Genomic DNA, 13,794 nt, shown 5'->3' with positions numbered 1-13,794 from the left:
CATGTCTGCCACTCCCCCGATTGCCCCGATTGCCGCGCCGAAAGTCGGCTTTGTCTCGCTCGGGTGCCCGAAAGCCCTGGTCGATTCCGAGCAGATCATCACCCAGTTGCGCGCCGAAGGTTATGAGATTTCCGGCACGTACGACGGCGCGGACCTCGTGGTCGTCAACACCTGCGGTTTCATCGACGAAGCAGTGCAGGAGAGCCTCGATGCGATCGGCGAAGCGCTCAACGAAAATGGCAAAGTGATCGTGACCGGCTGCCTCGGCGCCAAGAAGAGCGCGAGCGGTTCGGGGCTGATCGAAGAAGTGCATCCCAAGGTACTGGCCGTGACCGGCCCGCACGCGCTCGGCGAAGTCATGCAGCACGTGCACACCCATCTGCCGAAGCCGCACGATCCGTTCGTCGACCTCGTGCCGGCAGCGGGCGTGAAGCTCACACCGCGCCATTACGCATATCTGAAGATTTCCGAAGGGTGTAATCACCGCTGCACGTTCTGCATCATCCCGTCCATGCGCGGCGACCTGGTGTCGCGTCCCGTCGCCGACGTCATGCTCGAAGCGGAAAATCTGTTCAAGTCGGGCGTGAAGGAACTACTGGTGATTTCGCAGGACACCAGCGCGTACGGCGTGGACGTCAAGTACCGCACCGGTTTCTGGAACGGCAAGCCGATCAAGACGCGCATGACCGATCTGGTCGGCGCGCTCGGCGAACTCGCCGCGCAATATGGCGCATGGGTGCGTCTGCATTACGTGTATCCGTATCCGAGCGTGGACGAAGTGATTCCGATGATGGCCGAAGGTCCGTTCAAGGGCCACGTGCTGCCGTATCTCGACGTGCCTTTCCAGCACGCGCATCCGGAAGTATTGAAGCGCATGAAGCGCCCGGCCAACGCCGAGAAAGTGATGGAGCGCGTGAAGAAGTGGCGCGAGATGTGCCCGGATCTGACTATCCGCAGCACGTTTATCGCCGGCTTCCCCGGTGAGACCGAGGAGCAGTTCCAGACGCTGCTCGATTTCATCCGCGAGGCGGAACTGGACCGGGTCGGCTGCTTCGCCTATTCGCCGGTCGAAGGCGCGACGGCGAACGAACTCGACGGCGCACTGCCCGACGAAGTGCGCGAAGAGCGTCGCGCGCGTTTCATGGAAGTTGCCGAAGAAGTGTCGGCGAAGCGTATCGCGAAGAAGGTCGGCAAGACGCTGAAGGTGCTGGTCGACGAGATCAACGCCGACGGCGGCATCGGCCGCACGGCGGCTGACGCGCCGGAGATCGACGGCGTCGTGTATATCGCGCCGGCTGTGAAGGCGTCCAAACGCTACAAGGTCGGCGATTTCGTGTCGGTGAAGATCACCGGCGCCGACGGTCACGACCTGTGGGGCGAGGTTTAAGCAATGGCGGCGAGCATGACCGCAACGCCGGAAGTCCAGCACCCCGACATTCTCGCGCTCGGCGAGGCGATGATCGAATTCAACCAGTCGGTCAAAGACGAACCGAACTATCTGCAAGGCTTCGGCGGCGATACGTCGAATTTTTGCATCGCGGCCGCCCGCCAGGGCGCGCGCACCGGTTTCGTATCCGCTGTCGGCGCGGATCATTTCGGGCGTTTGCTGGTCGATCTGTGGGAGCGTGAACAGGTGGATACGTCGCTTGTGCGTGTCGATCCGCATGCGTCCACCGGCGTTTATTTCGTGTCCCACGGTCCCGATGGTCACGCGTTCGACTATCTGCGCGCCGGCTCGGCCGCAAGCCGCTATGCGCCACAAGATCTGCCGTTCGAGGCGATCGCCGCTGCCAGGGTGATTCACCTGTCCGGCATCAGCCTCGCGATCAGCCTGAGCGCCTGCGACGCGGCGCTGGAGGCGATCGCACATGCTCGCGCCAACGGCGTGCGCGTGAGCTTCGACACCAATCTTCGGCTGAAACTGTGGCCGCTCGCCCGGGCGCGCGCGGTCATGCTCGAAGCGATTCGCCAGACCGATATCTGCCTGCCGAGCTGGGACGACGTCACCGAACTCACGGGTCTGACCGGCCGTGACGAGATCGTCGATTTCCTGCTGTCGCGCGGTCCGGGCGTGGTCGCGCTCAAGCTCGGCAAACAAGGCTCGTATATCGCCACGCCCGGCGAGCGGCGCGTCGTGCCGGGCCACCTCGTCGACGCGGTCGATGCAACCGGCGCGGGCGACTGCTTCGGCGGCGCGTTTATCGCGCGTATCGTCGCGGGTGACGATCCATTTGCGGCGGCACGTTATGCGAACGTCGCGGCGGCGCTGTCCACGCAAGGTTACGGCGCGGTGGCGCCGATTCCTTCGCGCGAGACGGTCGAACAACTTCTGGCGGGCTGAACACGCGCGGTAACGCGCGGCCCCGCCGGCGGCAAAATCATCTTGAGAGACGGAACAAGGAGCGAGCGATGCAACGGGACGTAGTGGTGGTAAGCGGCGTGCGCACGGCAATCGGCACTTTCGGCGGTAGTCTGAAAGATATTCCGCCGACCGATCTCGGCGCACGCGTGGTCCGTGAAGCGCTGGCGCGCGCCAGTGTGTCGGGCGACGAAGTCGGTCACGTGGTGTTCGGCAACGTCGTGCATACGGAACCGAAAGACATGTATCTGGCGCGAGTCGCCGCGATCAACGGCGGCGTCGCGCAACACGTGCCGGCCTTGACCGTCAACCGCCTGTGCGGCTCCGGCCTGCAGGCGATCGTCTCGGCCGCGCAAAGCGTGCTGCTTGGCGACGCCGACATCGCCATCGGCGGCGGTGCGGAAAACATGAGCCGCGCGCCTTACTCCATGCCCGCCGCGCGCTTCGGTCAGCGCATGGGCGACGCGCGCCTCGTCGATATGATGGTCGGCGCGCTGAACGATCCGTTCCAGTCGACCCACATGGGCGTGACTGCGGAGAACGTCGCGCGCAAGTACGACATCTCGCGTGAAGTGCAGGACGCACTCGCGCTCGAATCGCATCGCCGCGCGGCCAACGCGATCACGTGCGGGTACTTCAAGGAACAGATCCTGCCGATCACGATCCCGTCGAAGAAAGGCGACATCGTGTTCGACACGGACGAGCATGCGCGCATGAGCGCGTCGGCTGAAGATTTCTCCAAGCTGAAGCCCGTGTTCGCGAAAGAAAACGGCACGGTAACGGCCGGCAACGCCTCGGGCATCAACGACGCCGCCGCGGCCGTCGTGCTGATGGAGCGCGGCATTGCCGAGCAGCGCGGCATCAAGCCGCTGGCGCGGCTGGTGTCGTACGCGCATGCGGGCGTCGATCCCGCGTACATGGGCATCGGTCCGGTGCCGGCCACCCGCAAGGCGCTCGAACGGGCCGGACTGACGATCGCCGACCTCGACGTGATCGAGGCGAACGAAGCGTTCGCCGCGCAGGCCTGCGCGGTCAGCAAGGAACTGGGCTTCGATCCCGCCAGGGTCAATCCGAACGGCTCGGGCATTTCGCTCGGCCACCCGATCGGCGCGACCGGTGCGCTCATCACCGTCAAGGCGCTGTATGAGCTGCAGCGGGTCGGCGGCCGCTACGCGCTGGTCACGATGTGTATCGGCGGAGGCCAGGGTATCGCGGCGATCTTCGAGCGGATCTGAAGCGCTCACGTAGCAGTCAGTATCGAGTCAGTATCGGGCAATGAGGAAGGAACGGATGCGGGAACTGAAAGCGATGATGGGTGCGCGGCTTCGGCGCGGTTGGGCAGTAGCGACCGTTGCCGCAGTGCTGTGCGCGGGCGCGGCGGTGGTGATGCCCGCGCAGGCTTGGGCGGAAAGCGACGCGGTAAAGGAGTTGGCGGCACCCCCGCCGATCCAGTTGCCGCTCAAGCCCAGTCCCGAATTCGCGAAGTTTCCGCGCTACGCCGGCATGCTGGGCTCGCGCCAGATCGTGCTGAAACTCGGTCCGAAATCCGACGACCCGGCCGGCGTGCACGGCGAGTATCAGTACACGGACACCGGCGAAGTGATTCTGATCGCGGGCGACCGCGACGGCGATACGCTCGAAGTCGAGGAATCGAACGACGGCACCCATATCACCGGCAACTGGGTCGGCAAGTTCGCAGCGGACGGCTCGGTGGCGGGCGACCGCATGAACGTCGACGATTCCGACCCGCAGCCGTTCGACCTGAAGCCGCTGGCGGCAGGGCAGGCGGTGCCGCCGCCCGGCGCGCCGGCGAGCACGGCGAGCAAGGCTGCGGCCCAGCCCTCCGCAGGGGCCGCCACCGTTCCGGCTTCCGGCGGCCACGCCGTGGGCGGCGTCAGCAATCTGCAAACCGGCGAATGAGCCCGTAGCCGCGCGGGTCCGCGCGGCTCGCGCCGTCTCATGAGCGAAATCCGACCGGCTCGGCTACTCTTGCGTGTGCGGCGCGCGCCTTGAAGTCGCGTGCCCTCCGTTTTCGTCCGCTTTTCACCGACACTCACCATGACCCAATCCAAACTCAAACGCGATCTGCAAACCCGTATCGTGCGTGCCGAGGACCAGCTCACGCCGGGCTTCGAGTCGTTCTCGATGCCGGTCACGCGCGCTTCGACGGTCGTGTTCCCCGATCTCGCGACCATGCGCGCGCTCGACTGGAAAAACGACGCGCAATGGCGCTACGGCCTGCATGCCACGCCGACTTCCCTCGCGCTGGCGCAGCGTCTCGCCACCATCGAAGGCGGCAATCACGCGTTGTTGCAGCCGTCGGGGTTGTCGTCGATTTCGAACGTGTATTTCGGCCTCGTCAAGGCGGGCGACGACGTGCTGATTCCCGATAACGTCTATTCGCCTAACCGTGATCACGGCGATTGGCTCGCGCGCGACTTCGGCCTCACCGTGCGCTATTACGATCCGATGATCGGCGCGGGCATCGCCGATCTGATCCGGCCGAATACGCGTCTCATCTGGCTCGAAGCACCCGGCTCGGTGACGATGGAAGTGGCCGACGTGCCCGCCATCACCGCGGTCGCGCGCGCGCACAACGTCGTCACGGCAATCGACAATACGTGGTCCGCGGGGCTCGGTTTCCGCCCGTTCGATCATGGCGTCGATATCTCGGTGCAGGCGTTGACCAAGTATCAGTCGGGCGGCGGCGACGTGCTGATGGGCGCGACCGTCACCGTCGATCGCGAACTGCATCTGAAGCTGAAGGCGGCGCGCATGCGCATGGGCATCGGAGTCTCGTCGGACGACTGCTCGCTGATTCTGCGCAGCCTGCCGACCATGCAACTGCGCTTCGAGCAGCATGACCGCGCGGCGCTCGGATTGGCCAGGTGGTTGAAGACGCGGCCGGAAATTGCCGCGGTGTTGCACCCGGCGCTGCCGGATTGTCCGGGCCATGAATTTTTCGAGCGCGACTTCACGGGTGCTGGCGGGCTCTTTTCCGTGGTGTTCGACGGCCGTTACAGCCCGGCGCAAATCGACACGTTCTGCGAGTCGCTCGAACTGTTCTCGCTCGGCTGGAGCTGGGGCGGCGCGCACAGCCTCGCAATGCCGTACGACGTCGCGTCGATGCGCACGGCGGGGCAGTGGCCGCATCGCGGCACTTTGGTGCGGTTCTATATCGGTCTCGAAACCGAGGCGGATTTGCGTGCGGACATGGAGCAGTCGCTGGCGGCGCTGGGCTGAAAAGTCCGGGCGACGTTTTTCCGTAGGGTGAGCAAGCCCATTGGGACACGTTCCCAATGGGCTTTTTTTGTTATCGACGGTGTCTGTCAGGATATCGTGATGTCGGGGCTGGTCAATTCCCATTCCGGGAGGGCAAGGGCGGGAGTACTGCGGCGGACCAGATCACTCAAGGAGGCAATCATGAAAAAATTCTCGTTGTGGCTAGTGTCAGAAAAAATCTATCCGCGCTTTTTGATGTGGACTGCGATCATCACAAGCCTTGATGCGATTAGCATGATGGTGGTGTTCACCACGGACATTCTGAAAAAATAGAGCCGTTGCCAGCGCTGGCCATCAGCGCATCGGCCCGCGCATCAAACCGGCATTAGAGTCGGCATCAAACCGGCATCAGAACAGCCGCAGCAACCCGTCCAGCCCGACATGGTTGAACGCCACGCTGGCCGCTTCGCGCACCACCGGCTTCGCGCGGAACGCAACGGAGAGACCGGCTTCGGCCATCATCTTCAGATCGTTCGAGCCATCGCCCATTGCGATTGCGCGGCGCGGTTCAATGCCCAATTGCGCACATGTTTCGAGCAGCGTGCGTGCTTTGACATCGGCGTTGACGATCTCGCCGATCACTTTGCCGGTCAGTTTGCCATCCACGATTTCAAGCGTGTTCGCGCGCGTGAAATCCAGACCGAGACGCGCCCTCAGCTTTTCGGTGAAGAACGTGAATCCGCCAGACACCAGCAGCGTTTTCAATCCGGCCGCTTTCGCGCCGGCCAGCATCTGCTCGGCGCCCGGCGAGAGTTGCAGCCGCTCTTCGTATACACGTTCGAGCGCGCTTGCGTCGAGGCCTTCGAGCAGTGCCACGCGTCGCGTGAGGCTTTCGTTGAAGTCCTTGATTTCGCCGCGCATCGCGGCCTCGGTGATCGCCGACACTTCCGCTTTCAGTCCGCAAAAGTCGGCAATTTCGTCGATGCATTCAATCGTGATCAGCGTCGAATCCATGTCCATTGCGACCAGTCCGAAGTCGCGCAGCTGGCGGCCGGCTTCGACAAACGCGTAGTCCAGTTGATGGGTGCCGCAATAGACGTCGAGGTCGGCACGCTGGGCGACGCTTGCATCGGCAATCCGAATCGCGTTGGCGTCGATGACGCTGGCGTGCGAACCGCGCGCCAGCGCGACGAGCGTTTTGTGATGGTCGGCGGAAAGGGGCGCGGGGCTTTGAATGACGAGGTTCATGGACGACGACGCAGTGACACGGTAAAGGGCGGACGCGCGGTGCGCGCGGAAAATCCCGCTATTGTAACGGTTCGCCGCTTTGCATCGCCTCCCGCGATCCGCGGCAAACGCTGCTGCGCACGGCATTCGGCATCCGGCATTGCGCCGTGCAATCCTTCGGCGCGCGGTTCATACTGGCGCATCGAACGACGCCTCGCAGCCGCCGCGCACACCAACGGTCGCATGCACGCCTTCGCGGCGCACAAAGTCCGGCACCTGAACGCGGCGGCATCCTTGACGAGGCGCACCACTACGGAGACACCGCATGACCCCGGCGACCGCCAGCGAAGCATCCACTCTTGCGCGCAACTTCGATCTGCGCGACCTGAATCCCGCTTTCCATGCCGATCCCTATCCGGTCTATCACGCGTTGCGCGCGCACGAGCCGGTCAAGCGCATGCCTGACGGCTCGCTGTTTCTGACGCGGTTTCGCGACGTGCAGGCGGTCTATCGCGATCCGAAAACCTTCAGCTCCGACAAGACGGTCGAATTCAAGCCGAAATATGGCGACTCGCCGCTCTACGCGCATCACACAACGAGTCTCGTCTTCAACGACCCGCCACGTCATACGCGCGTGCGCAAGCTGATCGCCGGCGCGCTGACGGCGCGCGCCATCGCGGCGATGGAGCCGGGACTGGTACGCCTCGTCGACGGCTTGCTCGATACCGCCGCCGCACGCGGCCGCATCGACCTGATCGACGAGTTCGCGTCGGCGATTCCGGTCGAGGTCATCGGCAATCTGCTGGATGTGCCACACACGGAGCGCGCGCCGTTGCGTGACTGGTCGCTTGCGATACTCGGCGCGCTCGAGCCTTCGCTTACCGAGGCGCAGCTCGAACGGGGCAATCGCGCGGTGAGCGAATTCGTCGACTATCTGCGCGATCTGGTTGCGCGGCGCCGCAGCGAGCCGGGCGATCCGCAGCACGATGTCCTGACGCGTTTGATTCAGGGCGAAGAGGGCGGCGAGCAATTGTCGGAAGCGGAGTTGCTGCAGAACTGCATCTTCATTCTGAATGCCGGACATGAGACGACCACGAATCTGATCGGCAACGGACTCGTCACGCTGACGCAATGGCCGGAACAGCGCGCGGCGTTGCTGCACGAGCCGTCGCTGATCGAATCGGCGGTGGAAGAATGCCTGCGTTTCGAGAGTTCGAACCAGCTCGGCAACCGCATGGCAACTGTCGATACCGAGATCGGCGGCGTGGCGGTCGCGCGCGGCACGCCGGTCACGCTATGCATCGGCGCGGCCAATCGCGACCCGGAACAGTTCGCGGATCCCGATCGCTTCGATATCCGCCGTGATCCGAACCGGCATCTTGCATTCGGCTTCGGCATTCACCAGTGCGCCGGCTTGTCGCTCGCGCGGCTCGAGGCGCGCATTGCGATTGGCCGCTTCGTTCAGCGGTTTCCGGCGTATCGCGTGAACGCCGAGCCGACGCGCGGCGGGCGGGTGCGGTTTCGAGGCTTTGCTGCGGTGCCGGTCGAACTCGAGCCGGCAGGACGCCGAACGGCGTAGCTTTTGCCGGCCTGACGCAAGACTTACAGCCCGTGGACGAGGCCGTCCTGACGCAGCACGCGCCCGCTGTGGCCGAAAGACCGTGGCACGCTTGCTGCTTCGCTTCGGGTTCTAGGCCCAGGGGAGCGCACGATGGCACACATGATCTGGAAGGGCGCAATCAGCTTCGGCCTCGTTCACGTGCCGGTGCAGTTATATCCGGCGACGCAATCGGAGAAGGTCGGCTTCAATCTGCTGGACAAGCGCACAATCGATCCGGTCGGCTACAAGCAGATCAACAAGCGTACCGGCAAGGACGTGACGCGCGATAACATCGTGCGCGGCTTCGAGTACGAAAAGGACAAGTACGTCGTGCTCTCGGACGACGAGATCCGCGCGGCGAATCCCGAGTCGACGCAAACGGTCGATATCCTCGCGTTCGTCGACGCGCTGGACATTTCGTTCCTCTATCTCGACACGCCGTATTTCCTCACGCCCGACCGCAAGGGCGAAAAGGTCTACGCGCTGCTGCGCGAAGCCATGAAGGCGTCGGGCAAGATCGGCGTGGCGAGTGTCGTGCTGCACAACAAGCAGCATCTCGCGGCGTTGATTCCGGTCGGTCCGGTGCTGGCGTTGAACACGCTGCGCTGGGCCGCGGAAGTGCGCGACTTCGACGAATTCAAGCTGCCGCCCGAGGGCATGAAAGCCGCGGGCGTGTCCGCGCGCGAACTCGACATGGCGAAGAAGCTGATCGACGACATGAGCGACAAGTGGGATCCGTCGCAGTATCACGACACTTTCCGCGACGACATCATGGCGCTGGTCGACCGCAAGATTCGCGCGGGCAAGACCGAGGAGATCACTGAAGTCGAAGCGCCGCATGAGTCGCGTCAATCCGCCGACATTCTTGATCTGTCCGATCTGCTCAAACGCAGCCTCGGACGCGGCAAGGGCAAGCCGGCGGCGGGCAGCCGCAAGCGCACCGCTGACGACGAAGACGACGCCGACACCGACACCGCGGTGCCGGCCCGCAAGAAGCCACGCGCGACGCGCGCCGCGAGCACCGCCGCGAGTGCGACGACGCATGGCCGCAGCAGCGCGGGCGGCCGCGCAAGTGCGAAGGCTGCCTCAACGCCGGCGGCCCGCAAGCGCCGCGCGGCTGCCTGACCGTCGGCCCCGCGCCTGAGCCGCTTGCGACGACGCCATCGCCATGAACGACAGACTCGATACCTACAACCGCAAACGTCGCTTCGACGACACGCCGGAGCCGGCGGGCACGCGCACGAGCCGCAAGCAGGGCGGCCGGAAGACGGCCGCGCAGGCGTCCGCCGAGGCGCTGTCGTACGTGATTCAGGAGCACGACGCGCGTCGTTTGCACTACGACTTCCGGCTCGAACTGAACGGCACGCTCCTGTCGTGGGCGGTGCCGAAAGGGCCGAGCCTCGATCCGTCGGTGAAACGGCTGGCGGTGCATGTCGAAGACCATCCGGTCGAATACGGTTCGTTCGAAGGCGAAATTCCGCCGGGCAATTACGGCGCGGGCAGTGTGATCGTGTGGGATCGCGGCACATGGGAGCCGCTCGGCGGCGCGGCCGAGGCAGCGCGCGCTTACGCGGCCGGCAAGCTCAAGTTCCAGTTGCACGGCGAGAAACTGCACGGCGGCTGGACGCTGGTGCGCAGCCATATGCGCGGCAGCGGCGACAAGGAACAGTGGCTGCTCATCAAGGAACGCGACGATGAAGCGCGCAATGAAAGCGAGTATGACATTCTGAAGAAGCGTCCGGGTAGCGTGCTCGCCGATAGCGCCGCGGCGGGCAAAGGCGCAAAAACAGCGAAGACGGCGGCCGCGAAGAGCACAGCAAAAACTGCGAGCAAAGCGGCCGCGGCCGCGAAAGCCACTGCGGACCCGGACTCGGCGTCGATCGCGAAACGAACCGGCAAGAACGGCACGAAGCCGGCTTCATCTAGCCGCGCGGACCCGAAGCGACCCGACATCGTGGCCACGCGCAGCGCGCAATCGCTGCGCGAACTCGCCGCTTCGCCTTCGATCGAGGGCGCGGTGCCGGCACGCTTGCCCGCGACCTTCAAGCCCCAACTGGCGACGCTCGTCGACAGCGCACCTCCCGGCGATGAATGGTCGTACGAAATCAAGTTCGACGGCTATCGTGTGCTGGTCCGAATCGATAGGGCGACTAAGGGAAGCGCCGTCAAGGTGCTCACCCGCGCCGGCAACGACTGGACCGCGAAGTTCAGCAAACAGGTCAAGGCGTTCGAACGACTCGACATCGAAAGCGCATGGCTCGACGGCGAAGCCGTCGTGCTGGACCAGAACGGCGTGCCGAATTTTCAGGCGCTGCAAAACGCGTTTGATTCGAATCGTCTGCAAGACATTGTGATTTACCTCTTCGACATACCGTTTCTGAACGGCTACGACCTGCGCGGCGTGCCGCTCGAACAACGTCGCGCGATTCTGCGCGCGTTGCTCGAAGACGCCGACGACAGCGTGTTGCGCTTCTCCGACAATTTCGATTTCAGCGCGGATGAACTGCTCCGGAGCGCGTGCGACATGGCGCTGGAAGGCATCATCGGCAAGCGGCGCGACAGTGGCTATATGTCGGGACGTTCGTCGGCGTGGATCAAACTGAAGTGCCGACGACGCCAGGAGTTCGTGATAGGCGGCTACTCCGAACCGTCCGGCAGCCGCGCGGCGTTCGGTGCGCTGCTGCTCGGTGTCTACGACGGCAATCGCAAATTGCAGTATGCAGGGCGCGTGGGCACCGGTTTCGACGCGGCGCTGCTGCGCTCGGTGAAGAAAGAACTCGATGCGCACGAGACCCGGCACATGCCGTTCGCCGCCGCGCCGCGCGAACGCAGCCGCACGCCGGTGCATTGGGTCGAACCGGTGCTGGTCGCCGAATGCAATTTCGCGGAATGGACGAGCGACGGCATCGTGCGTCAGGCGTCGTTCGTGAGTCTGCGCAACGACAAGCCGGCGCGCCAGATCGTCAAGGAAACACCTCGACAGGGAGCCGACGTGCAACAGCAAACCGATTCTGTGTCTGACGACGCGCCCACGAAACGTGCTGCGCGCAAAACTTCCGCGAAGGCGGCGACGGCCCCCGGCGAAGTCGCCGGCGTCCGCATCTCCCATCCCGACCGCGTCATCGACAGGAGCAGCGGCACGCGCAAGCTCGACCTCGTGCGGTACTACGAATCGGTGGCCGACTGGATGCTGCCGCACTTGCAGGACCGGCCGGTGTCGCTGGTGCGCGCGCCGGAGGACATCGGCGGCGAGCTGTTTTTCCAGAAGCACAGCCAGAAGCTGTCGATTCCGAATGTCACGCAGCATCCGGGCCTCGATCCGGGGCACCCGCCGCTGATTACCGTCGATACGCTCAAGGCACTCGTCGGCGCCGCGCAAATGGGCACGGTCGAATTTCACACGTGGAATGCCGTGGTGTCGAACATCGAAAAGCCGGACCGCATGGTGTTCGACCTCGACCCCGACGCGTCGCTGGGTTGGGAGCGCATGATCGAGGCCGCGCAATTGACACGTTCGCTGCTCGAAGCACTCGGCCTCGCGTCGTTCTGCAAGACGAGCGGCGGAAAGGGATTTCACGTGGTCGTGCCGCTTGCGAAACAGGCTGGCTGGGACGAAGTGAAGGACTTTTCTCAGGCCGTCGCGCAGCACATGGCGGCGACGCTGCCCAAGTATTTCAGCGCGAAGATGGGCGCGCAGAATCGCAAGCAGAAAATCTTCGTCGACTACCTGCGCAACAACCGCGGGTCGAGCACGGTCGCCGCATTCTCCGCTCGTGCGCGGCCGGGCTTGGGCGTATCGGTGCCGCTGGCTTGGGACGAAGTCGCCGCAACGACGGGCGGCGATCAGTGGACCATCGAGAATCTGCACGAACGCCTCGCCGAGCTGAAAAGCGATCCGTGGGCGGACTACGCGAAAACGCGCCAGCGCATTACCGCTGCCATGAAAAAACGCCTGGATGACGCGCAGTAAGCGCGCTTCAGCGACCCTGATTCAAAGCGAAAAGGAGCACATCATGAAGACCTCACCGCAATCATCGGACGGCGACAAGCAGGCCGATCCGCACGCCAGGAAGCAACCTCGATCGATGCAGGAGGCCGCCGCGCCGCTGCCGCATGAAACCGACCAGAACCCGGAATCGCAACACGAGGACGGCCCGCGCCATGTCGGCAAGCAGGCGCATCGCGATCTCGAACGCGGGCTGAAAGATACGGACCGGCGCGGCGGAGATGAGTATCAGCAAAAGACGCAGAACGATGCCCATACCGACGTCAATTCCGACGGCAAAGCGTCCGGCGGCAAAACACCCGGCAGCGGGCGCGGCAAGCACTAACGGCGCGGCGGCGCGGGCGCGCCATGTGAGCCCGGGTCACCCGGTTCGCCGGCTGAGCCCGGCCCGCTGCCGGCGCATCTGCTTCAACCCGGCTCGCTGTCCCAGTACGGTGGGTCGCCGAAATGGGCGGTGAGGAATTCGATCAAGGCGAGCGTTTTCGGCGGCACGAACGAACGGCTCGGATACACCGCCCAGATCGCCACGCGTTCGGCGAGCGGATAGCTGTCCAGCACGCTGACCAGTTCGCCGCTGCGCAGAAACGGCGCGACGTCCCACGTCGATTTGAGCGCGATACCGAAACCGGCCAGCAGGGCGTCGCGGATCACTTCGCCGTTGTCCGTGACGAGGCGTCCGCTCACGCGCACCTCGATCGGCCCGGCGGGTGTCACGAAAGCCCAATCGCGCTGGTCCGACAGAATCATGCACTCGTGCTGCGCGAGATCCGAAGGATGATGCGGCGTGCCGCGCCCGGCAAGATAAGCGGGCGCCGCGCACAGCACCCGCCGGTTCACCGCGAGGCGCCGCGCCACCAGCGACGAATCCTTCAGCATGCCGATACGGATCGCCACGTCGATACCCGCATCGACGAGATCGATCACCTGATCGGTCAGGCGCAGATCGACGCTCACGCCGGGGTAGCGGCGCAGAAATTCGCTGATCACAGGCGAGACGTGTTGCCGCCCGAACGACGAGGGCAGCGAGACACGCAAGCGGCCCTGCGGCTCGGCCTGCGCCCGGCCGACCGAGGCGCGCGCGGCGGCGGCCGCGTCGAGCAGGGCTTCGGCTCGCGTCATGAAGACTTCACCGTCCTGCGTGAGGCTGATGCGGCGGGTGGTTCGGTGCAACAGGCGCGCGCCGAGCAGCTTTTCCAGCTGCGCGATGCGCGAACTGGCCACCGCCGCCGACAGGCCGAATTCGCGCCCGGCGGCCGATACATTGGCAAGCAGGGCGGCTCGCACGAACAGGGCGACGTCGAGCAGATCGAGCCGCTCCCGCTCGCCGGACGAAACACGTGTGGATGGCGCAGGAAGATTCATTCTTCTGAAATTCAAAAA

Annotated in this window: 12 protein-coding genes; 10 read left to right on the top strand and 2 right to left on the bottom strand. The window is 64.6% G+C overall.

Going from position 1 to position 13,794, the window contains the following annotated elements:
• Position 1 precedes the first annotated feature (1 nt).
• The 6 genes from rimO to NE850_RS20770 all read left to right on the top strand — a co-directional run bounded on the left by rimO (position 2) and on the right by NE850_RS20770 (position 5,914).
• A complete protein-coding gene (gene rimO / locus NE850_RS20795; RefSeq protein WP_165185831.1) occupies positions 2-1,387 on the top strand; it encodes a 30S ribosomal protein S12 methylthiotransferase RimO in 1,386 nt (461 codons plus the stop codon).
• 3 nt (positions 1,388-1,390) lie between these two features.
• Positions 1,391-2,341 (top strand): sugar kinase, encoded by a 951-nt coding sequence (locus NE850_RS20790; protein WP_310699360.1) that lies wholly within the window; start codon positions 1,391-1,393, stop codon positions 2,339-2,341.
• Positions 2,342-2,409: 68 nt separating this feature from the next.
• Positions 2,410-3,594, top strand: a complete 1,185-nt coding sequence (bktB, locus tag NE850_RS20785) for a beta-ketothiolase BktB (RefSeq protein ID WP_310699359.1) — start codon at positions 2,410-2,412, stop codon at positions 3,592-3,594.
• Between the two features lie 55 nt (positions 3,595-3,649).
• The gene (locus tag NE850_RS20780; protein ID WP_310699358.1) at positions 3,650-4,279 is read left to right on the top strand and encodes a hypothetical protein; all 630 of its coding nucleotides are present in this window, start codon (positions 3,650-3,652) and stop codon (positions 4,277-4,279) included.
• Positions 4,280-4,417: 138 nt separating this feature from the next.
• Complete coding sequence (locus NE850_RS20775; protein WP_007182046.1) at positions 4,418-5,602, top strand: cystathionine beta-lyase; 1,185 nt, start codon at positions 4,418-4,420, stop codon at positions 5,600-5,602.
• Positions 5,603-5,782: 180 nt separating this feature from the next.
• Positions 5,783-5,914: a hypothetical protein gene (locus tag NE850_RS20770; RefSeq protein ID WP_007182045.1), complete on the top strand. Its 132-nt coding sequence runs from the start codon at positions 5,783-5,785 to the stop codon at positions 5,912-5,914.
• A gap of 75 nt (positions 5,915-5,989) precedes the next feature.
• On the opposite strand, the gene serB is transcribed toward NE850_RS20770, so the two are convergent.
• Positions 5,990-6,829 carry a phosphoserine phosphatase SerB gene (serB, locus tag NE850_RS20765; protein ID WP_007182044.1) on the bottom strand — a complete coding sequence of 280 codons (840 nt, stop codon included), beginning with the start codon at positions 6,827-6,829 and terminating at the stop codon, positions 5,990-5,992.
• Positions 6,830-7,133: 304 nt separating this feature from the next.
• Between serB and NE850_RS20760 the strand changes: the two genes are divergently transcribed.
• The 4 genes from NE850_RS20760 to NE850_RS20745 all read left to right on the top strand — a co-directional run bounded on the left by NE850_RS20760 (position 7,134) and on the right by NE850_RS20745 (position 12,739).
• The gene (locus NE850_RS20760) at positions 7,134-8,387 is read left to right on the top strand and encodes a cytochrome P450 (RefSeq protein WP_007182043.1); all 1,254 of its coding nucleotides are present in this window, start codon (positions 7,134-7,136) and stop codon (positions 8,385-8,387) included.
• 132 nt (positions 8,388-8,519) lie between these two features.
• Entirely contained in the window at positions 8,520-9,533 is a 1,014-nt protein-coding gene (locus tag NE850_RS20755) for a Ku protein (RefSeq protein ID WP_007182042.1), read from the top strand.
• Between the two features lie 43 nt (positions 9,534-9,576).
• Positions 9,577-12,378, top strand: coding sequence for a DNA ligase D (ligD, locus tag NE850_RS20750; protein WP_310699357.1), 2,802 nt, complete (start codon positions 9,577-9,579; stop codon positions 12,376-12,378).
• Between the two features lie 43 nt (positions 12,379-12,421).
• On the top strand, positions 12,422-12,739 hold the full coding sequence (locus tag NE850_RS20745; protein ID WP_007182040.1) for a hypothetical protein: 318 nt from the start codon (positions 12,422-12,424) through the stop codon (positions 12,737-12,739).
• Between the two features lie 83 nt (positions 12,740-12,822).
• Here NE850_RS20745 and NE850_RS20740 read toward each other — a convergent pair whose 3' ends face one another.
• The gene (locus NE850_RS20740) at positions 12,823-13,776 is read right to left on the bottom strand and encodes a LysR family transcriptional regulator (RefSeq protein ID WP_007182039.1); all 954 of its coding nucleotides are present in this window, start codon (positions 13,774-13,776) and stop codon (positions 12,823-12,825) included.
• Between the last annotated feature and the right edge of the window lie 18 nt (positions 13,777-13,794).

Origin of the sequence: Paraburkholderia sp. USG1 (assembly GCF_031570135.1) — a bacterium.
Classification (GTDB): domain Bacteria; phylum Pseudomonadota; class Gammaproteobacteria; order Burkholderiales; family Burkholderiaceae; genus Paraburkholderia; species Paraburkholderia dioscoreae.
This window is presented reverse-complemented; position numbering and strand designations above follow the sequence as displayed.